Origin of the sequence: Phyllobacterium chamaecytisi (assembly GCF_020164455.1) — a bacterium.
Taxonomy (GTDB): domain Bacteria; phylum Pseudomonadota; class Alphaproteobacteria; order Rhizobiales; family Rhizobiaceae; genus Phyllobacterium; species Phyllobacterium chamaecytisi.
This window is the reverse complement of the sequence record NZ_JAIQWW010000018.1, coordinates 120,031-140,474: the sequence shown is the minus strand read 5'-3', so window position 1 is coordinate 140,474 and position 20,444 is coordinate 120,031. Positions and strand designations below refer to the sequence as shown.

Sequence of the window (20,444 nt, the reverse complement as noted above, 5' to 3'; positions counted from 1 at the left end):
AGCGTCTCTACCACGAGAGGGTGAATGACATGAGAAACGTACTTATCAGAAACGTACTTATCAGAATCGTGCCTCCCCTGACTGTCGCGGGTATCACGATGGTTGTAGCGCACGGACCCGCCTATGCTGGTTTCTATGATGGCAATAAGCTCTACGAGGAGTGCTCCCGTAAGGTGGAAACCGCCAAGGTGTTTTGCATGGGCTACATTACCGGCGTAGCCGATACTCTAGAAGACACCCAGTGCTTCACCAAGGGTATAGACGCACGCCAAGTACACGATGTAGTAAAGCAGTACCTTGAGAGTCATCCTGAGGAACGGCACCATAGAGCCAGTTCGATAGTTGCTTCGGCCGTTCAGAAAGCTTTCTGCAAGCGCTGAGTGTGCTCGCCTTGACGGGTTCAGCAAGGAAAACTTTCTCGGCCAAGATTTTCCGCACGAGAAAATAGCCAGTCTTGTCGCGATCTTCCGGATGCTGGTCCAGATAGATCGCAACTGCTTCGGTGGCCGAATGAATAAAGTGCGCAACCGGAAATGCCGTTCCTTGGAGCGAAGGCCAGGGCGCTAAGGGTCGGATTGTTCGCGATTAGCACCGCGCAAAGCTTTTATGTACGAGTTGTAGCGCTCTTTGTGAGCCTGCCGCCACTTCCGGGACCTTGCCGCTGCCTCCGCCTTCTGCTCGGGACTCAGCGGATTGGCAGCGCGCCATTTACGTATCCTTGCAGCCGCCTTAGCCGCTGCTTTCGCCTTCTGCTCGGGTCTCGGTGGATTGCCAGCCAGCGGATTGGCAGCCCGCCATTTACGGACCCTCGCAACCGCCTTCGCCTTCTGTTCGGGAGTCAGCGGATTGGCAGCCCGCCATTTACGCAGTCTTGCAGCCGCCTTAGCTTTCTTGTCGGCCCTAGTCGTATCATCGCCTTTTGTCATGCTAATCTGTTGTCAATTTCAGGCGCATGAAAACGATCAGCACCTTGGACCACATTTCGTCCCACACATCGCGCCACAAATCATTGGCGTCAGCAGATTTCGGCCACAACGACCGGCTTCAAGGTGAAATTCATCATCATACCAACAAAAAGGCGGTGGACTTTCGAGCACCGCCAATGTGGATAAGGTTTGCAATATCGATTTCATAAAATGTGCTGTAGCTGCTCTTTTTAAAAGCCCGGTCAACTGGAGTCTCAAGGGTAGCCAACCGGGCTATTGGCCTTGGGGCCCTTGCCGACGGGGGGCGTCAGCACCCTCAACGATAGCATTAATCAGACGACGCGAGATCGGACTAAAGGCCTACGAGCAAAAATCAAAAGACCTACACATCCTTATGTATGTGCCCTTGGATTGCAAAAACATCGGTTCTGAGAGTTTTAATGCCCATCAACGTTCTTTGGCCACGCACAAAGACTTTGCCCGCCAAGATACGTGTGATTGTAGACGGCTTGGTTCAATGGGGGCACGAATTATCGGCCACCGCCACATAAGTTGGTCATCATGCGACGCCTGAGATGTGCACCTCAATCAACCGCGTAATAGCTTTGCGCGCTTCCGCTTCGGGCCAACCCACCGACTTAGCGTCTTCCAATAGCTGCAGTAACGCCACTCCCGCATGCGCCTGGAATTCCACTTCCAAAGCTTCCTGGCAATCCAGATCGTCGCGGTCATCCTGTGGCGGCATTATGGGCATGGTGGCTTTCCGTTGCTGTTCGCGGTGGTGATTACGGGTATCCGGCTCAATCCGCCGCCGTCACTACCAGCGGTTTCAAGATAACGCTGATAGGCCCGTGCGACGTGCTGAGCCGCGTGTGGCCTTGAGCGTTGAACGCCACTGACGTCAGTCATACGAAACTGCGAATGACCAAGGAGAAAAGTCCAGAACCAAAGTCCGAGGTCTGGACCACTATCGATTTGATAAACCCGGCCGATATCGATGCCGTTGCCGCTTGTTGCGGTAAAGTCCTGCAATTGCCCGTCTGGTCCCGGAGGTGTTTTTTGCCATTTGATTTCCATGGCTTCCAAACTCTGCATTGATGATTTGGTTGCAGTCTACAGCGGACTTCAGAGGTCTTTTCCTTTCATCAACTTGCGCATATGCGCGTAATCTGTTGTGCCCTTTAAGCTTTAGAGCAGCAACGGCTGTTCTTCCTCAGCCTTCGGTTGTGGCAAAACAATCAGTTCATCATCGGGCAGGGGTCTTTGCAGTTGCAGCGCTTCTTCGGCTGGCGCATTCATCCACACGTCGATTTCCTCGGACCTGCGAAGGATGACCGGCATTGCCTGTTCATGGATCGGTTTGACAACAGCATTCGGGAAGGTCGTCAGAAACGCGAAAATATCGGCTTGAACGGGGCCTTCCTTTTTCTTCCGCACGCTGTACCAACTCGTCCAGATGCCAGCGAACCAGAACAGCGGTTTCTCCTCGTTGAGCGCAAACCAGTATAGCGGTTTCTTCTTGGTGACTGGATCCGGCAGCTTGCCGTATTCGGAAAAGCTTGTCGCCGGAACAACGCAGCGGTTTGCCGGACCAAGCCAAGCCTGCCAGTGTGGTGATTTCACGTTGCGGATATTGGTCACACCGTAATCGACTTCGCCTTTCAGGAACTGCGGTGGAGTCGGCATGCCCCATCGAGCGATTGCCAGTTCACGGTCGCCATTAGCGTCCTTGCGGCCTATCGGTGCGGGATAGTCGGGAAAGACATCCATCTGCGGCGTTAGCCGATTGGTGAGGTCGTTGATCGGCAGAAACAATTGTCGCATCGCTTCGTGGGTGGTGGTGGCGTTGTATAAATTGCACATGGGCTAATCTCTCAGCTTGTTCCTGGCACCGATCATATTCATTTCCCGCGATCCGCAAACAATGCAGCGCAGTTTCCTGTTCAAACCGTGAACGGTCGAGTGCTTTCCATATTTGCCTTCCAACGCATATCTATCCAGCGAACCTATCCGACCACAGTGAGTGCAATATGCAAACAGATCATCCCAGCTCTCCAGATCCGAAAACCTGGCAGTCTCCCTGATCGGCCTAAGATATCGCTTGGAAGACATCTCTGCCCACCCTCACGCGAACATTCTTTGAGCGCCACGTTCCTTTAGTTCGCTCTGCCGGTGTAATCCACTCGCCATCGAAAGCCTTGAGGATGCATTCGGCGCTGTCTCGTTGAGGAAAGCAGTAGCTGATGAAACGTTCGTCATCGACAAAAAGCGTGTGGTTTAGTCTCCAGCACCCAAATTTTTGAGAAAGAAACATCACATTCTCAAATCGCCATGACACCTCACAGGCAAGCAAGGCGACCTGAAATGGGTATTCCCGGTCAATCTGTCCTGCAGGCGGTTCACCTCGACTCCTCGACATGATCAAGATATCGACGTGATCTTCGGCCGCCAGCCGCGGGCGAAGCCGTGGCCCATGGCCAGTGATGCGTATTCGAGTTCTTTGATCAGAAAACTGCGTTCGGACAGAAGCACCGCGATTGCGGCGTGGACATCGCCATTGTGCTCGGCAATCAGCCGTTCGACATCGTCATCATGTTTCAGCGCCGGTTCGTTCATTGACCTCTCCTTTTGAGACAAGCCTGTCCGTCCCCATTTCAGACAGAGGTTTTTGAGTTTCAAATTGTCGGTTGAACGGCCGTCGCTACCGTGTGCGTTCCATATTTGTTCTCATGTTGAAAAGAGTCAAGGGGAGATGGGCGGGCAACCTGTTGGCCGTATTGGCGATAGTTGGAACACCTCACTGTTCCGCAAGACGAGAGCGCTCAAACGCCGGTGCATGCAGACGGCATGGCTCGGCCAACGCCCCACGACAGGTGCCCCTGCACGATGCTCAGCGTCTGCCGGCCATTCGAAAAGGTCGTTCCTTCTGATCCCATTGAGGGGAGATCGACCGCGGTCGCGCCGTTGACGGATACCGAAGCGCGATCGCCGAGGAGACGCACTGCCAGATGCGTGCCGTCCTCGCACGTGTAGTTGCTGACGGGATAGGGGTTGCCCACGCCGATCGACACTTCAGGCGTGGATTGCTCGCTGCTTGCAAGCAGCAGTACGCTGATTGCCGCGATCGATAGATGACTCAACATGATAGTCCTCCGAACTGGCACGAGCGTAGATGAAACAAAGAACGATGTCTTCTCCAGACATTTGCGTAGCCTCAGTTGTTGCTACCAGCGCCTCCATAGCAGCCCTATGTATTAAAAAGTGAGTTTCAACTTTTGCCGCCTTATGGCGCGTTACTGCACGCGGAAATTTGAAACGTTTGTTGATCTATCGGCCTGTCACGCCGACGTTTAACCCGGTGCTTCGCCGCCGTTAGCGGACGTCAATAAGCCTCCAAGCGTCCGTTATGTGCCGACAGCGTACACTAAGCTCATTCGCCAGCGAATTTCGTCTCAGCGGCGGTTACCACACTATTCGCGGTAGACCACCCTCATATCCGCTTTACCAGGGTTCTCTATGTAACTGTAACGTACTTAACTGGTGGCTAGGGATCTGAGACACTTCCGGGATCACATCGTTAAATTGATGCATACGTCTGCCGCATTGCTGCTGACCTTCATCACCGTACGAACGAACATTTGAGAGCGTAAAAGTATCAGACGCTTACCCGTTTTGGTTAGCCAACAGGAGTATTGACCAATGAAAACGCGCGCCTATATCGCGGCGCTTGCTGCCAGTTGTTTTTATGTCTTTCCCGCTGCCGCCCAGGGAGTCACCGGGGCACCCGGTTCACCCAGCGCCACGTCGACCATCGATGGCCAGTCACTGCCGGCCGCGCCACCAGCGTTCGGCGGGACCATCAACCTGGACGCCAAGGACTCAACCCCCTGGTGGCCGCCCGCCGTGGTGCCGCCAAAGGGCGCGCCGAACGTACTGCTGATCATGACCGACGATGCGGGCTACGGCGTCTCGGGTACCTTCGGCGGCGTCATCCCGACACCGACGCTCGATCAGGTCGCGGCGGACGGGCTGCGCTACACGCAGTTCTGCTCCACTGCACTGTGCTCGCCGACACGCGCGGCTCTCATCACCGGACGCAACCACCATTCGGCGGGCTTCGGGGTGATCGCCGAGCAGTCCACTGGTTTTCCTGGGTATGATGCGATCATCGGTCCGAACAATGGCACGATCGGGAACATCCTCAAGGCTCATGGCTACGCCACCTCTTGGATCGGCAAAAACCACAATACCCCGACCTATGCGCTCTCCAGCTCGGGGCCGTTCGACCAGTGGCCCTCCGGCATGGGTTTCGACTATTTCTACGGCTTCCAAGGCGGGGAGACCAACCAATGGACGCCATGGCTTTTCCGCAACCACGACCAGATTTTCCCGTGGCTCGAAAATCCCAAATACAATTTGGTCACCGGCATGGCCGACGACGCCATCGACTACTTGCGCAAGGTCAATGCCGCGACGCCGGAGAAGCCATTCTTCATGTACTATGTTCCCGGCGCGACCCACGCCCCGCACCATCCCACGCGGGAATGGATCGACAAGTTCAAAGGCAAGTTCGACATGGGTTGGAACGCCATGCGCGACGAGATATTCGCCAACCAGAAACGGCTCGGGGTGATCCCGGAGAATACCCAATTGACGCCGTGGCCAGATGACCTTCCCAAATGGGATACGCTATCGGCGGATGAAAAGAAAATGTTCGCCCGTCAGGCAGAAGTGTATGCCGCCTTTGTCGCCTATGCCGATTACGAGATCGGCCGGGTGATCGACGAGGTGCGCAACCAGGGCAAGCTCGACAACACCCTCATCATCTATATCGAGGGCGACAACGGCACTAGCGCCGAGGGTTCGACCATCGGCACTGCCTTTGATTTCGCTGCGATCCAGGCCATCAACATGCCTGTAGCTGACCAGCTGAAATACTATGACGCCTGGGGCGACCCAACGACCGAGCCCCATATGTCGGTCGCCTGGTCCTGGGCCTTCGACACGCCGTTCAAGTGGACCAAGCAGATCGCCTCGCACTTCGGCGGCACAAGGCAGGGCATGGCGATGTCCTGGCCTGGCCACATCACTGACAAGGGCGGCATCCGCAGCCAGTTCCACCACGTGATCGACATTGTACCGACAATCCTCGAGGCGACGGGCATCGAAGCGCCGCAAACAGTCAACGGCATTGCTCAAAAGCCGATCGAGGGTGTCAGTATGGCCTATACCTGGTCGAAGGGGGCCAAGGACGTTCCCTCTGCACGCACCACGCAGTATTTCGAGATGTTCGGCAATCGCGCCATCTACCATGAGGGCTGGATCGCCTCCACTACGCCGCCGGCGGCGCCCTGGCTAATGGGTCTCGGCAAGATGCCCGATGTGATCGATGGCTATAATTGGGAACTCTACAATCTTACCGAAGACTACTCGCAGTTCAACGATCTCGCCGCCAAGGAACCGGACAAACTGCGCGACATGCAGCAGCTCTTCCTCGTTGAGGCCGCGAAGTACCAGGTATTGCCGCTGGACAACTCCGTCGCAGCGCGTGCCATCGCGCCGCGACCAAGCGCCACCGCTGGCCGAAATGAATTCGTATACTCCGGCGAACTCTCGGGCTTGCCGCCCGCGTCAGCGCCCAATCCGCTGACCCGTTCCTATACTATCACCGCCAACGTCGAGGTCCCTGAGGGCGGCGGAGAAGGTATGCTCGCCACGCTGGGCGGCCGTTTCGGAGGCTACGGCTTCTACCTGCTTAAGGGCAAGCCAGTGTTCACCTACAACCTGCTGGGGCTGGAGCGCTTCCGGTGGGCCGGCGAGGCGGCGCTGACGCCCGGCAAGCACAACATCGTCTTCGACTTCACGTACGACGGACCCGGCTTCGGGAAAGGCGGAAAGGGCGTGCTGAGCGTCGATGGCGCGATGGTGGCCGAGCAGTCGATCCCGCACACCATCCCGTTCCTGGTGACCATCGATGAGTCTTTCGACGTGGGTGTCGACACCCGCAGCCCCGTCGACGACAACGACTACCAAGTGCCGTTCCGCTTCACCGGTACGCTCGACAAGCTGACGGTCAAGGTAGGGCCGCCGCAGATCTAGGCCGATTCGCGCTGGTGTGCGGGGATATAGCAAGTCCCCGTCGCCACGGCGAGTTGGTTGTTTTCGGATGAGACCACCACAGTGGCGCTGCTCGTGTCCGGATTGGGCCAATACCCGGACTGGTCATTGCCTCCGAGAATTATCTGAAGGCGATGCGGGCTGAACCGCTCGACGCTTTCACTTCTCACCCTCTGGGGTGTCGGTCTACTGGGATCGGCAACTTCGGCCCAAAAGAAACTCAAGCAAGGGAGTTGAGGCCATGAACGCCCAATCAACGCAGATTACTCGACGGAACGTCCTGATTGCCTCCGCTGCCGGCACGCTGGCGCTTGCTGCGCGCAACGCGGCGGCGCAGGATGCTTCCAAGGCCGGTTTCTCGTTTGCCGTCTATGGAGATTCGCGGCCTATGATGTACTTGCCTTCCAAGGAGGGAAGTCCCGATCTGACGCAGATGTTCGTGGAAATGTTTGGGCTGGTCATGCCCGAAAAGGTCGCCAAGGAGGTGGTGGAGAAGGACGTGAAGCTGACCTTCGATCCCACCACCAAGGAGCTTATCCAGGTAGTCATGCCGTTCACGTCCAAGAGCGAAGTCATGACCATGACGCTGGACCAGGGCTGGGTCACCGAGGCCTCCGTCGAGGATGTGAAGCTGCTTCCCGGCGTGCACCGGACGATGTTCCGGCTTGCGGGTGGCGAGTGGGTGACGCGCGAGATCGTCCAGGACGTAAAGGCGGGACGCGCCGAATTTGTGGTAAGCAGCGGCGACGTCGTCTGGTGGGGAAATCAGGGGCAAACGGTCACCGACAGCCCGTACTGGAAGCGCGTCAACGACACAATGCTGAAGCAATTGCCGCCTCCGGATAGCGATATGCTTGCGGCCGGGTTGGAAGGCCGCTGGTTTATCGGTGTGGGTAATCACGAGGTTTGGGCCGACCCCAAGATCGAGGGCGTGCTTACCGCAGTGCCCTATCTGAAGAAGTTAGGCGTGACGCCGGAGAACCTGATCTACAAATTCGACTTCAAGGGCGCCCGCTTCATCTTCCTGTGGAGCGGCAAGACCGACTACCGGTCGCCCTCAAACTGGGATGCCGACCGACCGAAATATGCGCAGCAGATGACGCAGATACAGGCGTGGCTGGACGAGGCCAAAGCCAATGGCATGGGCAAGGCTTTCATCGCCTTTCACTACCCAGTGTTCTGCCGATCTGGTTTTGGAGCCATTCCAGCCGCTGACAATCCGCACAAGCTGATCGCGGCCTATGCCAAGGACATGGAGGTCATCGTTTTCAACGGGCACGTCCACACCACCGAAATGTTCGAGGTCGATGGCGTCAAATACCTGGTCTTGGGCGGTGGAGGGGCGGAGCAGGATCCCACTCTTCCTGGCCGGACGAGCATCAAGGTGCCTGACGACTACCCGCCGGACCTTTACTGGAAAGGGCAGCCGCCGAAGGAAGACTACAACTACGTCCTCGTGGATGTCGTGCCCGGCCAGAAGACCAAATTTACGCTCAAGCGCTTCCGGCCTTGGTCGGCGGAGCCGTACTCAATAGTCGAACTGTTCGTATGAGGAGGCCGATTCTGGCGCCAGGATCGCGATCATGCCGACCGCGCTTCTGATCGTTCATGGCCTTGTCGCGGTCGCTTTGCTCGGTGCGATAACGCACCAGGTGCTGGCGACGTGGGCGCCGGTGCACAATCGGTTCGGTTCCGTGTTCAGCCGCTTTCGCGCCGTGCCGGCCGCCTCATTCGCCAACGCCGTTATTCTGTTGTATGCGGTCTCGGCGTGCCTTGGTGGGCTGGTGTACCTGTATTTTCGAGTCGACATTCGGCCCGGGTTGGAGCAGGCCGGCCAGTGGTCCGCGCTAGGCCTTTTCGACCTCAAGGAGCATTTCGTCGCCATCGGCGCCGCGCTGCTCCCGGCCTACTGGATATCCTGGCAACGCCCCCTATCTGATGAACGCCCCCGAACGTCAGCTGCTCTAACCCTGATCCTCGCCTTCGTCGTCTGGTGGAGCTTTCTGATCGGTCACGTGGTGAATAACATCAGAGGCTTTGGGCTATGACGTCGTCGCCCTTGTTCTGCCGGTTCGCTTCTGCATACGGAACATCGTTTGCGGTCTTCTATGTGGTGGCGCTCAAGTTCGATCTCGCGCTGTTCACCGTCTATCCCTCGCTGGGCGTCGTCCTCCTTGGTACCCATCATCCCACAGACGCCGCCGACCCGGCGGTAGGCTTCGTCGCGCCAGCCATGTACTGGTATGGGTGGGTCGCTACCGCAGCGCTCGCAGCGCTCATGACAGGCCTAATCGCCGTGGCACTACCGGCACGCTGGGCGAAGGGTGGGGTCTGGCCGGTGATCGTGTGGGTGGCGCCGGTGGCGGCGATGATTGCGTGCGTTTGTCTCACATTGCCTTGGTTTCGACTCTAGCCACCAGCAAGACGCACTCAGACACGCAATCTTGGTCACGATCGCTGCGCCGAATCAACGATGCCGGCACTTATCGTCTAGTGCTGGAACATTCCCTAGCGGAATGCAGTTACAGCTCATTATGAGGAGACATTGATAGCCGCAATCGATGCCCTGTCGTGTTGCGTCAACGCGCGGTTTCAGGGTCAGGGGGTGACAACGGGGTATCGACGGTGCTGCCCGTGTTCGTTGACGATGTATGCGCAAATGACGATGATTCTTCCTGCGAGGGGTACAGGGTCGCGTGGTACGACGTGCGAACGTCAACGGGCATGTACACGAGTTTGAGCGGAGCTTCGGGCTGTTCTTCGAATATCGCACCGACCCCTGCGTCGAAGATGGATGCGCCCTCATGGAATGCAACCTGCGGCGGTGGTGGGGGCAGGGGCTCAAAATACCAATCTGTGTCTACCGCGTGAACATGCAAGAACAGGCTGCGAGCAGGCGGGGGTGATGGCGCGTCAAGATACTTAATCGTTCCGTCCATTGCGTGCAGTACGAGCTTTACGATTGGCAGATCGACACCTTGCCCCTTAGCCCGTATTGCACGCTTCATCTGCCGAATGTCATAGGCCGCAACGAATGCACTAACCATTTGTGATCTGCTCCTGTTCTGGAACAACTTCGCCGGAAACAACCTTGCCCGTTTCGTAAAACTCAATCTTCGCTTCTGCAGCTGCAAGGCGTGCTCGCAGGTCACGGCTTTCGCTTTTGTCCGCAGCTTCGACAATCGCCAGCAGTGCCTTTGACTGCTCTTCGGGAATCATGCCTTCGGCGTACATCTCGCGCACTTTCGCGTACTGCTCTTCGACTGTAAGGCCCTTCAATGCAGCTGCTAACTGCTTCGGCCCTGTGAAGTATTTGCCGTTCCCTGTTGCGGCGTTCAGCATGGCCTGTATAGCGTTCAATCGGGTTGATGATGGATCGTCATCATTGATGATCTCAAGCCATTCAGCGAGCAGATCAGGCACTTGCAGTTGTGCGAATGTAACCACCGAATTGATGGCGTTCCGGCGCAACGTCACGAGGTCGATCTCGCCATCCTTTGCTGCTGCCACAATCGCATCAATGGACACTTTGTTATTGGCGCGTCGTGCGGCCTTCTCAGCTGCCTTCAAAAGACGGCGCGCTTCCATGTCTTCGGCATGCTTGAGCATTTTATCAAGTTGTTTTTCGGTCGGCATTATGGATACCTTTTAGGATGCGATGTGTAACGGATTGATATGTTTTAGATTGCGTTGTTCGCGATCTACAACGAGATCCGAAAACAGTGTGGTCTCACCGAAGGTTCAAGGTAGATGGCAGATTGGACAATCGCCGCTTTGCGTTTTATGAGGACGATCAGGTGTTGGTGAGCGGTGGCTGGCACACTATATGCGCCAAACAGACAAGCGGACGTTTCCATAGTGATTAACCGAGTCGATACAAGCGAAAACTACAAGCGTAATCGTTTTGCGGTAGCGCCGATGATCGATTGGACGGATCGCCATTGTCGGACCTTCCACCGACAATTCACGCGCCATGCCTTGCTCTATACAGAGATGGTCGTTGCCGATGCTGCGATCCATGGCAATCGCGAGCGCATTCTTGGGTTTGCCGAAGCGGAACATCCCGTTGCGCTGCAACTTGGTGGGTCCGATCCTATAAAGCTGGCTGAAGCAGCACGTATCGGCGAAGCCATGGGCTATCAGGAAATCAATCTCAATGTCGGCTGCCCATCTGACCGCGTTCAATCCGGCACATTCGGCGCTTGCCTGATGAAAACGCCGCACATTGTTGCGTCAAGCGTCGAGGCGATGAAGCAGGCGGTCGCAATTCCCGTGACGGTCAAGTGCCGCATCGGTGTCGACGATCAGGATACGGAAACGGCCCTTGATGAACTCGCGAGCGGTGTTTTCCATGCTGGTGCAGATGCGTTGTGGGTGCATGCCCGCAAGGCTTGGCTGAAGGGGCTTTCACCCAAGGAAAACCGCGATATTCCCCCGCTGGACTATGATCGTGTTTATCGTCTGAAACAGCAAAATCCGAGTCAATTCATTGGGATCAATGGCGGCATTCAGACGCTCGATGAAGCGCTTGATCATTTGAATCATGTTGACGGTGTTATGCTTGGCCGCGCGATCTACAACAACCCGATGCTGTTGCTCGACGTCGATAGAAGCATATACGGCAGCGAAAGCGCGGCGCCTTCAATCGACGCGATCATAGATCACATGTGCGACTATGCGGACGCCCATATCGCTCGCGGCGGTCGATTGTCGCACATTACACGGCACCTGGTGGGTCTGTTCCACGGCGCCGCCGGTGCACGGCGCTGGCGCCAAATACTGTCGACTGAAGCCAATCAAACAGATGCAACCAGTGCTGTGATCCGGCTGGGGTATGCGGCGATCGAGACCGCGTCGACGGCAGAAGCGGCCTGAACTCCTAGTCCGAGAGGACGAGCCGGTCGCCGCGTACGGAAAAGCCGCTGAGTGTGATGAGGAAATTCATGCCGAGCAGGCTGCCTGCCATTTGCCCATCTGCAGTCACCATCGCACGAATGTTACGCCGTTCGATGGCACCTATCCTGATGCTGTCCAATGTGACGCTAGCTGCAGTCGCCATGCCATTGGCAGTCATGATCGGCGTTTTGTAAGAGAGCTTATCCGGATTGAGTCCAGCGCGGCGAGCATCTTCAGCCGAGAGCACGATCGATGAGGCGCCGGTATCGATGATGAATGGTACCGTCGCACCATTTACGTCGCCGCGAACCTCGAAATGACCAGTATCCGCTTTGGCCAGCGTCACAGTGATTGTTCCTTCGCCATCGCGATTGGAAATAGGGCTTCCAGGGATCAGTCCCGCAGTTATCCGGTGGCCAACATCCTGCAACTCGTAGCGGTATTGATAGCCGGCGACAATCGCGAGAAAAATGACGATCCAGATTGCCATGCTGCGTAGAAAATGGCTGAGTGGAATTCCGGAGCCGAGCAGGGCCGAACCAAGCACGACACCCCAGATGCCCATGTAAGCGAAACGGGCGAAATCATCGTTGGCGATTCCCAGGGTCGAACCACTGTCATTGTTCGCCATCAATAGCAGCAAGGTTGCGCCTATCAGGGCAATGATGATCCAGAACAAGCGGCCCATCTTCGACTAACCTTCTTGCTTTTCGCGCGCCATACGGCTGCGCCTCGTTTCGCGACGCGGGCGCCTCTCGACTGTTTCCAGCCGCTCCGGCAGGCCCGCCATGACGCGGCGGCGAGTCTCAGGCGACATAATTGACCATGCACCTATTTCCTCGCGCGTGCGCCCGCAACCGAAGCAGAAACCGGTCTTCATATCGATGGCGCAGACGAGGATGCAGGGTGACTCGATGATGCTCATTTCAAAGATTTGGTACGGCTAAAGTGTAATGACAAGACCGAGCAGCAGTGAAATTGTCGCGAGTTGCTGCATGGCCCCTAATGTGTCACCCGTTTGTCCGCCGATCTTTTCGCGGCAAAGTGCGGAAAAACCGACAAAGACGAGCGCCGTCAAACATGCTGCGACAACGATTGCCAATGGTCCGCCAGCAGCGCCATAGCCGATTGCAAGAACGACAGCGCCGAGAATCAGGGCAAAGTTGGCCGCTTCGGCAGTTGGCGCCCCCGCTTGGTCGGCGACGCCGCCCGCCCGTACGGACGGCAGGCCCTGCCAAAACTTTGCCATGACGGAGCGGCTGACGGCTTCTGTCCCTATGACGACAGCTAGCGCATGGATTACACCGACCTCGTCAAGTATCGTGGCAAGCAACGTTGTCCGCAAGAACACAGAGACAATCAGTGCAAGTACACCGTAAGAACCCGCCGCCGAATCCTTCATGATCTCCAGACGCCGGTCAATCGACGTCCCGCCGTAGAAGCCGTCAGCTACATCAGCAAGCCCGTCCTCATGCAATGCACCGGTGGTGATGATCAATGCGACGACAATCAATAACGCCGAGACGATCTCGGGAAGATCAAGGGCATGCGCGATCAGCAGGACGAGCGAAGCGGGCAGGGCGATAAGCATACCTGTCAGGGGAAAGCCGCGTACAGTACTACTGAGCGAGCCGTCATAGCCCTCGAACCAGCGTTGCGGGACGGGCAGTCGCGAGAGAAACGCCAGCGCCCGCATCGTGTCATTGACCAAATCCATGCTGCAGCCTTTGAATCACTGACGTCGCGACACTCTGCGCCGCGAGTTGACCTTTGCGTTTTCTCTCCCAGCGCTTATAGGACGGTGGTTGCTATTTTACTATGAAGACGCAAGGTATATCATGACCACTGGCCTGCCGTTTGACGATTTTCGTTCTCTTATCGAGACATTGCCTGGACCTGACGAGGCTGCAGTTGCTGCCGTGCGCAAGCGCGATGCGACGTTGACGAAGCCACCGGGTGCACTTGGGCGTTTGGAAGAGATTGTCGAATGGCTTGCCGCATGGACAGGTCGTTCGCGTCCGCAGATCACCCGGCCTCTTGTCGCAGTCTTTGCGGGCAATCATGGCGTTACCGCCAAGGGTGTTTCGCCCTATCCCTCCTCTGTTACGGCGCAGATGGTCGAAAATTTTGCTGCCGGCGGAGCTGCGATCAACCAGATCTGCATCGCCAATGACCTTGGTCTGAAAATCTTCGATCTTGCGCTTGAATATCCTACCGCGGATATCACCGAAGAAGCGGCCATGGACGAAAAGACCTGCGCGGCGACCATGGCATTCGGTATGGAATCGATCGCTGGTGGCACTGACCTTCTTTGCATCGGCGAGATGGGGATTGGCAATACGACGATTGCCGCGGCGATATTCCACGGTCTCTATGGCGGTACTGCAGAGGAATGGGTTGGTCCAGGCACCGGCGCCAACAGTGAGGGAATGAAGCGCAAGGCCGATGCTGTACGTACAGCAGTCGCACTCCACGCTTCGCATTTGAAAGATCCGCTCGAAGTGTTGCGACGCCTCGGCGGGCGTGAAATTGCTGCGATGGCTGGTGCCATTCTTGCTACGCGTGTTGAAAGAATCCCGGTTATCATCGATGGCTATGTGGCCACCGCCGCCGCGGCGATCTTGCACGCTGCGAATCCGGAAGCGATCGACCACTGCCTGTTCGGCCACGTTTCAGCGGAGCCAGGCCATCGCAAGGTTTTAGAGAAACTTGGAAAAAAGCCATTGCTCGACCTTGGAATGCGGCTCGGCGAGGGTACCGGCGCCGCACTTGCAGCGGGCATCGTCAAGGCAGCAGTGCTCTGCCATAGCGGTATGGCGACGTTCGATCAGGCCGGCGTCAGCAATCGCGATTGAATAAGAAAAGGGCCTGCAAAAGCAGGCCCCTTTTTCAAATGGTAGGAGTTCAAAACTCTTTGCCGATCCTGGCATCGAGGGAGTGGTTGCTCGCGCCACGAATGACGAAGAAAAAGAGGATTGCCGTCCACAGAATAGATTTTTCTGAACCGCTCCAGCCCTGCCCCTGCACAAAACCGTGGAAGTATATGGTGACTGCAAGCACGATCGCCGTCGCGAACGCTGCAGGGCGCGTGAGCAGGCCGATGGTAAGTAAAATGCCCCCAAAGAACTCGGTGGCGGCGAGAAGCGGCGACCAGAACACGCCCGGATAGAAGCCGAGGCCTTCGACCATTTCCACCGAGCCCATCGGATTGACGATCTTGCCCGACCCGTGCACGACGAGTGCAGCACCAGCCACCACCCGCAGGATCGTTTCAGAGATATCACTGAGAGCGGCATAGATGCCACCAAGAGCGGGGATGATCAAAGGACGGTTATTGCCGTTTGAATTCATTGAGAAATGTTCCGTTCATTGTTGCGCTGCCATGAGCAATGCAGGGCCGCTCACCAACGAGCAAATAACAATAAATTGAACTTGAGTATTTTAGGCAGCTTTTTTATGGAAAGGCTTGCTTTGCTTTGCCTGAGTGCCCTGAAGTACGCGGCTGCGCGGGAACGTAGCGAGCGCTTCCGTCCCTTCGCGCAATTTGGAGAACAGATGAAACTCGCCATCGTGGATGTGGACCAACGCCTGAACGATGGGAAGACCGAGACCAGTTCCCTGTTCGGCATTTTTGATTGCGATCGATCCTTGGCCGAAAGCTGAAAGAACGATGGGTATTTCTTCCGGCGGTATTCCGGGTCCAGTGTCGCGGACCGAAATGTACTGGCCACCTCCTGCGGTCCACCCCACTTTGACATAGATCTTGCCGTTCGGCGGCGTGAACTTGACCGCATTGGCCACGAGATTGAGCAATATCTGCCGAATCGAGCGCTCATCGGCCGTGAGGCGCAGCATCCCTGTCTCGAACTGTGGTATAAGGGCGATATCCTTATTGCGGGCCTTCAAATTCATCATGTGAATGCATTCGCTGGCAATGTCGGTCAGCAGCAGCGGCTCATCATTGATGGAGTATCGCCCTGCCTCGATCCGACTCAGATCGAGTATTTCATTGATGAGGTTGAGGAGGTGTTCGCCCGACGCATGAATATCGCTGGCATACTCCCGGTATGTCCCGTTCTGAATCGGCCCAAGTACTTCCTTGGCCATGACCTCCGAGAAGCCGAGGATAGCATTGAGTGGTGTGCGTAGTTCGTGGCTCATCGACGCAAGAAAGCGCGACTTGGCGAGATTGGCTTCTTCGGCCCGGCGTCTGCCTTCGTCAGACATGGCGTTCGCCGTTTCGAGTTCGGCGATCAGCGCGTCTTTTTCGGCTTGCAATGCCAAAGTGATTGCAACCGATTGGTTGAGCCGGGTTGCAACCAGGTAAAAAAAGGCGAGCCCCGCAACCAGCATGATCACCATCGTCGCCTGCACTGGATTGTCAAAATGCGTCCAGGCCAACAGGGTATAGGTCAGCACTGGTAGCGCGAATGCCGCTAAAATGGCCGCACGAAGTGCCGACGAAATAATCGCGGTAATCGCCATCACCAGAATAATGACCACGGCCTTGATTACCGGAAACAGATTGGTGCCGCAGGCAGTGCAATCGAGGAAGGTGAAGTAAGCCCATCCTAGGCTGGTCATGAAATGACCGCTCAGATAGATTATTTGCCATTTCCGGATTTCCTCGTTGGCCAGGCCTGTTTTCTCCAGGTGGCGTGCAAGAAGCCCCAGTATCGCATAGAGTCCGATAGCGAAGCCGGCCCATAGGACGATGGTTCTGTCGAAACCAGCGAATACGCCTATGACGACAATCATGGCTATCAGAAGCGGGATAGTCGCTGAGTTGATGATCAAGGCACGCGTATGCATGAAGAGCAGTTCGCGATCGAAATGATGGATGCCTGCGCGCTCCATCAGGCGGTCACGCGCTCCGCGCATGACGACAGTCAGATCCTTGTTTCGCGGCAATTTGCGGCGATCAACAATATTCTTGTCTGCACTGGTCGCGTCGAGTGATGCCATGCGCCTCGTTCCAGATATATCCACAGCTCTGCACTTGTGGCAGCATTGCATCGCAAGGCTATTCAGAAATGATTAACACTCCATCAAATCAATACAGCAAATGGTATCGATCGGATTAGCTCCAAGGACCTATTTGAACCTTATGAACCTTCTTGTTGCGATGAAACGACGATGAACCGAGGGTATCGCAGTTATCGTCGCAGATGGCGGCGCACGCCGCCGGTGCCGCGTTCCTTCGGGCGCAAAGTGGTGGACTACAGCCTGATGGTGATCTTCTTCGTGATGATCGCCCTGCTGGCGGCTAAACTCAGTCAACCAAAAGCTCCGACACAATTGCTCGCGGGCAAGGCCTATGTCATTGACGGCGACACGCTTTCCATTTCAGGCAATCATATTCGTCTCCAAGGCATCGATGCTCCAGAGCTTGATCAGAGTTGCGGCGCCAATGCTTGTGGGAAAGCCGCCAGGCAGACGTTAGTTCAGCTGATCCAGGGCAGACCAGTTCGCTGCGACGGACATGGCCACGATAAATATAATCGCAGCCTGGCCATTTGCTTTATTGGCACGATAAATCTCAATCGTGCCATGGTTGAGGCTGGACAGGCGATCGCTTATGGCGATTATCGTGATGTAGAACTGCAAGCTCGAAGAGACAAAAAAGGTCTGTGGTCCGGAAAATTTGAGACACCGCAAGATTGGCGCAGGGAGCACGAACAGCTGCCTAACGTGCCGGAACAGCAACCTGACAGCAGTACGAACTTGATTGACCAGTTCGTAGGATGGATCAGTGGCTTAGTGGGAGGACTCTGATGAAGCTATACGATGGAGGGCGCGCGCCCAATCCGCGCCGCATTCGCATTTTCCTGGCGGAGAAGGGCATCGAGGTGCCCTTGGTACCAATTGACATGACCGCCATGGAACACAAGACGCCTGAGTTTACAGCGCTCAATCCATTTCAGCGGCTGCCGGCGCTTGAGCTCGACGATGGCACGGTTATCAGCGAATCAGTAGCGATCTCGCGCTACTTTGAGGAGTTGTATCCCGACCCGCCTTTGTTTGGCACGGGCGCCGTTGGCAAGGCGCAGGTGGAAATGTGGAATCGCCGCGCTGACCTCCATCTCCTCGTCGTCGTGATGTCAGCATTTCGCCATACGCATCCTGCTATGGTCGAATGGGAGGTTCCGCAGATTCCGGCTTGGGGCGAGGCGAACCGTCCGAAAGCGCTGGCGACGATGAAGATTATGGATGATCAACTCGCCGCGAGTGAATTCATAGCAGGTGATGACTTTTCGATTGCCGATATCACGCTGCTTGTGTCGATCGACTTTTTAAAACCCGCCAGGATACAAATGCCTGAGGAGCTGGGCAATCTCCGGCGCTGGCACGATGCAGTGTCGAGCCGCCCCAGCGCCAAAGCGTGAGATCAGAGCGACTTGCCGCCAATGCTAGATACCTTGTTGTCGGAGATCAAGGCGTGCCGGATATGCAGGGACGCTCCACGGTATGGCGTGCCTCTTCCGGATGAACCCAATCCGGTGTGCGTGCTCTCTGCGACAGCGCGCATTGTCATTTGCGGGCAAGCGCCGGGCATTCGCGTGCACAACACTGGTTTGCCGTTTAACGATCCCTCAGGGGTCCGATTGCGTGACTGGCTCGGCGTGGATCGCGAAACATTCTACGATCCGAACAAGTTCGCCATTGTCCCAATGGGGTTTTGCTTTCCGGGCTATGACGCGCATGGCAGCGATCTTCCCCCTCGACGCGAATGCCGCGAAACATGGCACGACCGTGTGTTTCGCTCGATGCCGCAACTCGAACTTGCCCTGACGATCGGCCAATATGCGCAGGCCTATCATCTCGGAAGCCGCCGCCGCGCCAGCATGACCGAAACGGTGTTGAACTGGCACGATTACTTCGAGCCTGAATCGGGGCCGTCAATTCTACCGCTGCCGCATCCCTCCTGGCGCAACAGCTCCTGGTTGAAAAAGAATCCATGGTTCGCGCAAGACGTTCTTCCCTTGCTTCAGGAAAAGGTCAGAATTCTAACTTCATAGGCTTTAGAACGAAATTTTTGCCGAGTTTGCAAAGTTTAGAATAATTTTCTTGTACGCTGCCGGATTATCAGACCATAAAGTATCTCATTCCAATGGGACTGTAAGCAAACATGGACAGACTCGATCGAAAGATACTTCGTCTCCTGCAAGAGGACGCAACGCTCGCCGTAGCGGATGTCGCCAAGAAAGTCGGACTTTCGACAACGCCTTGCTGGCGCCGCATCCAGAAGCTGGAAGAGGATGGTGTGATTCAGCGCCGTGTCGCTATCCTGGATCCTGTCCGTGTCAACACGCGAGTCACAGTCTTCGTCTCGATCCGTACTGGATCTCACAGCAATGAATGGCTGAAGCGCTTCTCCGAAGTTGTTCAGGAGTTCCCGGAAGTGGTTGAATTCTATCGCATGAGCGGAGACGTTGACTATCTCCTACGCGTCGTCGTGCCGGATATCGCTGCCTATGATGCGGTCTACAAACGCCTGATCAGCAAGATCGACATTCGGGATGTATCGTCTGCGTTCGCGATGGAACAGATCAAATACACCACCGAATTGCCACTCGATTACATGAGCATCGAGAAAGAGTCGAATTGAGGTTATAGCTCGTGCGACTGGATTACTTTTTCTCCAGTCGTGCCAGTAGGGAAGACGTATCCCAGCGATTGCCACCCATAACCTGAACATCCTTGTAGAACTGATCGACTAACGCGGTCACCGGCAGCTTGGCATTGTTGCGGTTGGCCTCTGCGAGACAGATACCAAGGTCCTTACGCATCCAGTCTACCGCAAAGCCGAAATCATATTTTCCGGCATTCATCGTCTTGTGGCGGTTTTCCATTTGCCAGGAACCAGCAGCGCCCTTGGAAATCACCTCGATGACTTTCTCGATATCGAGACCCGCTTGTTTGCCGAAGTGAATGCCTTCGGCGAGGCCCTGGACCAACCCGGCAATGCAGATCTGATTGATCATTTTGGTCAATTGTCCGGCACCGGCCGGTCCCATCAGACCAACCATCTTGGCGAAGGATTCGATGACCGGTTTTGCCTTGTCGAATGCGTCTTGCTCGCCGCCGACCATAACGGTGAGCGCACCATTTTCCGCGCCCGCCTGACCACCGGATACGGGAGCGTCGAGAAAGTGGAAGCCGCGCTCGCGGGCTTCCCTGTCGAGTTCGCGGGCAACTTCTGCAGATGCTGTGGTGTTGTCGATGAAAACGGCGCCTTTCTTCATCGACTGGAATGCACCGTTTTCACCGATAGTCACCGCTCGCAGATCGTCATCATTGCCAACACATGAGAAGACAAAGTCTTTGTCCTTTGCCGCTTCCCCTGGCGTCGCGGCATAGGCGCCACCAAATTGCTGGGCCCATTTCTTTGCCTTCTCGCTACTGCGATTGAAGACCGTAACGTCATGGCCGCCGCGCGATTTCAAATGACCCGCCATCGGATATCCCATGACGCCAAGACCAATAAAAGCGACTGTTGCCATT

General features: G+C 56.1%; 25 protein-coding genes. 11 read left to right on the top strand and 14 right to left on the bottom strand.

Annotated features, from left to right (window positions below; genetic code table 11):
• The first annotated feature begins 29 nt into the window (after positions 1–29).
• Positions 30–380, top strand: coding sequence for a Rap1a/Tai family immunity protein (locus LB462_RS31600; RefSeq protein ID WP_370637277.1), 351 nt, complete (start codon positions 30–32; stop codon positions 378–380).
• 183 nt (positions 381–563) lie between these two features.
• Here the strand turns inward: LB462_RS31600 and LB462_RS23920 are convergent, their stop codons facing one another.
• From LB462_RS23920 to LB462_RS23895, 6 genes are all read right to left on the bottom strand, one after another.
• A complete protein-coding gene (locus tag LB462_RS23920; RefSeq protein WP_224513169.1) occupies positions 564–926 on the bottom strand; it encodes a hypothetical protein in 363 nt (120 codons plus the stop codon).
• 559 nt (positions 927–1,485) lie between these two features.
• Positions 1,486–1,680, bottom strand: a complete 195-nt coding sequence (locus LB462_RS23915; RefSeq protein WP_210004386.1) for a hypothetical protein — start codon at positions 1,678–1,680, stop codon at positions 1,486–1,488.
• Positions 1,671–2,003: a hypothetical protein gene (locus LB462_RS23910; protein ID WP_224513167.1), complete on the bottom strand. Its 333-nt coding sequence runs from the start codon at positions 2,001–2,003 to the stop codon at positions 1,671–1,673. The genes LB462_RS23915 and LB462_RS23910 overlap by 10 nt, the downstream gene beginning before the upstream one ends.
• 111 nt (positions 2,004–2,114) lie before the next feature.
• Complete coding sequence (locus LB462_RS23905) at positions 2,115–2,789, bottom strand: SOS response-associated peptidase (RefSeq protein WP_224513166.1); 675 nt, start codon at positions 2,787–2,789, stop codon at positions 2,115–2,117.
• 558 nt (positions 2,790–3,347) lie between these two features.
• Entirely contained in the window at positions 3,348–3,542 is a 195-nt protein-coding gene (locus tag LB462_RS23900) for a hypothetical protein (RefSeq protein WP_224513164.1), read from the bottom strand.
• A 206-nt stretch (positions 3,543–3,748) separates the two neighbouring features.
• Positions 3,749–4,069 (bottom strand): hypothetical protein, encoded by a 321-nt coding sequence (locus LB462_RS23895; RefSeq protein ID WP_224513163.1) that lies wholly within the window; start codon positions 4,067–4,069, stop codon positions 3,749–3,751.
• A 556-nt stretch (positions 4,070–4,625) separates the two neighbouring features.
• On the opposite strand from LB462_RS23895, the gene LB462_RS23890 reads away from it, so the two are divergent.
• The 4 genes from LB462_RS23890 (at position 4,626) to LB462_RS23875 (ending at position 9,456) form a co-directional block, all read left to right on the top strand.
• Positions 4,626–7,025, top strand: a complete 2,400-nt coding sequence (locus LB462_RS23890) for an arylsulfatase (protein ID WP_224513160.1) — start codon at positions 4,626–4,628, stop codon at positions 7,023–7,025.
• Between the two features lie 259 nt (positions 7,026–7,284).
• Positions 7,285–8,595: a metallophosphoesterase family protein gene (locus tag LB462_RS23885; protein WP_224513158.1), complete on the top strand. Its 1,311-nt coding sequence runs from the start codon at positions 7,285–7,287 to the stop codon at positions 8,593–8,595.
• 31 nt (positions 8,596–8,626) lie between these two features.
• Positions 8,627–9,091 carry a hypothetical protein gene (locus LB462_RS23880; RefSeq protein WP_224513156.1) on the top strand — a complete coding sequence of 155 codons (465 nt, stop codon included), beginning with the start codon at positions 8,627–8,629 and terminating at the stop codon, positions 9,089–9,091.
• Entirely contained in the window at positions 9,088–9,456 is a 369-nt protein-coding gene (locus LB462_RS23875) for a hypothetical protein (RefSeq protein WP_224513155.1), read from the top strand. The genes LB462_RS23880 and LB462_RS23875 overlap by 4 nt, the downstream gene beginning before the upstream one ends.
• A 166-nt stretch (positions 9,457–9,622) precedes the next feature.
• On the opposite strand, the gene LB462_RS23870 is transcribed toward LB462_RS23875, so the two are convergent.
• Complete coding sequence (locus LB462_RS23870; protein ID WP_224513153.1) at positions 9,623–10,090, bottom strand: hypothetical protein; 468 nt, start codon at positions 10,088–10,090, stop codon at positions 9,623–9,625.
• A complete protein-coding gene (locus LB462_RS23865; protein ID WP_224513151.1) occupies positions 10,083–10,679 on the bottom strand; it encodes a hypothetical protein in 597 nt (198 codons plus the stop codon). The genes LB462_RS23870 and LB462_RS23865 overlap by 8 nt, the downstream gene beginning before the upstream one ends.
• A 222-nt stretch (positions 10,680–10,901) precedes the next feature.
• Between LB462_RS23865 and dusA the strand changes: the two genes are divergently transcribed.
• The gene (gene dusA, locus LB462_RS23860) at positions 10,902–11,918 is read left to right on the top strand and encodes a tRNA dihydrouridine(20/20a) synthase DusA (protein WP_224513149.1); all 1,017 of its coding nucleotides are present in this window, start codon (positions 10,902–10,904) and stop codon (positions 11,916–11,918) included.
• A 4-nt stretch (positions 11,919–11,922) separates the two neighbouring features.
• Here the strand turns inward: dusA and LB462_RS23855 are convergent, their stop codons facing one another.
• From LB462_RS23855 to cobS, 3 genes are read right to left on the bottom strand one after another with little or no spacing between them, the layout of a single operon-like run.
• The gene (locus LB462_RS23855; RefSeq protein WP_224513147.1) at positions 11,923–12,627 is read right to left on the bottom strand and encodes a TIGR02281 family clan AA aspartic protease; all 705 of its coding nucleotides are present in this window, start codon (positions 12,625–12,627) and stop codon (positions 11,923–11,925) included.
• A 6-nt stretch (positions 12,628–12,633) separates the two neighbouring features.
• Positions 12,634–12,864, bottom strand: a complete 231-nt coding sequence (locus tag LB462_RS23850; protein WP_112528565.1) for a DUF1289 domain-containing protein — start codon at positions 12,862–12,864, stop codon at positions 12,634–12,636.
• A gap of 18 nt (positions 12,865–12,882) precedes the next feature.
• Entirely contained in the window at positions 12,883–13,656 is a 774-nt protein-coding gene (gene cobS, locus LB462_RS23845; protein WP_224513145.1) for an adenosylcobinamide-GDP ribazoletransferase, read from the bottom strand.
• 118 nt (positions 13,657–13,774) lie between these two features.
• Here cobS and cobT point away from each other — a divergent pair, with 118 nt between their 5' ends.
• The gene (gene cobT / locus LB462_RS23840) at positions 13,775–14,794 is read left to right on the top strand and encodes a nicotinate-nucleotide--dimethylbenzimidazole phosphoribosyltransferase (RefSeq protein WP_224513190.1); all 1,020 of its coding nucleotides are present in this window, start codon (positions 13,775–13,777) and stop codon (positions 14,792–14,794) included.
• Positions 14,795–14,843: 49 nt separating this feature from the next.
• Here the strand turns inward: cobT and LB462_RS23835 are convergent, their stop codons facing one another.
• Entirely contained in the window at positions 14,844–15,290 is a 447-nt protein-coding gene (locus LB462_RS23835) for a DoxX family protein (RefSeq protein ID WP_224513143.1), read from the bottom strand.
• A gap of 90 nt (positions 15,291–15,380) precedes the next feature.
• Positions 15,381–16,904: a sensor histidine kinase gene (locus tag LB462_RS23830; protein ID WP_224513141.1), complete on the bottom strand. Its 1,524-nt coding sequence runs from the start codon at positions 16,902–16,904 to the stop codon at positions 15,381–15,383.
• Between the two features lie 171 nt (positions 16,905–17,075).
• Between LB462_RS23830 and LB462_RS23825 the strand changes: the two genes are divergently transcribed.
• The 4 genes from LB462_RS23825 to LB462_RS23810 all read left to right on the top strand — a co-directional run bounded on the left by LB462_RS23825 (position 17,076) and on the right by LB462_RS23810 (position 19,548).
• Positions 17,076–17,714 carry a thermonuclease family protein gene (locus LB462_RS23825; protein WP_224513139.1) on the top strand — a complete coding sequence of 213 codons (639 nt, stop codon included), beginning with the start codon at positions 17,076–17,078 and terminating at the stop codon, positions 17,712–17,714.
• The gene (locus LB462_RS23820) at positions 17,714–18,325 is read left to right on the top strand and encodes a glutathione S-transferase family protein (protein ID WP_224513137.1); all 612 of its coding nucleotides are present in this window, start codon (positions 17,714–17,716) and stop codon (positions 18,323–18,325) included. Before LB462_RS23825 ends, LB462_RS23820 begins: the two co-directional genes overlap by 1 nt.
• 21 nt (positions 18,326–18,346) lie before the next feature.
• Positions 18,347–18,958 (top strand): uracil-DNA glycosylase family protein, encoded by a 612-nt coding sequence (locus tag LB462_RS23815; protein WP_224513135.1) that lies wholly within the window; start codon positions 18,347–18,349, stop codon positions 18,956–18,958.
• Between the two features lie 110 nt (positions 18,959–19,068).
• Positions 19,069–19,548, top strand: coding sequence for an Lrp/AsnC family transcriptional regulator (locus LB462_RS23810; protein WP_112528551.1), 480 nt, complete (start codon positions 19,069–19,071; stop codon positions 19,546–19,548).
• Between the two features lie 22 nt (positions 19,549–19,570).
• Here LB462_RS23810 and LB462_RS23805 read toward each other — a convergent pair whose 3' ends face one another.
• Positions 19,571–20,443 carry an NAD(P)-dependent oxidoreductase gene (locus tag LB462_RS23805; RefSeq protein ID WP_224513133.1) on the bottom strand — a complete coding sequence of 291 codons (873 nt, stop codon included), beginning with the start codon at positions 20,441–20,443 and terminating at the stop codon, positions 19,571–19,573.
• Between the last annotated feature and the right edge of the window lies 1 nt (position 20,444).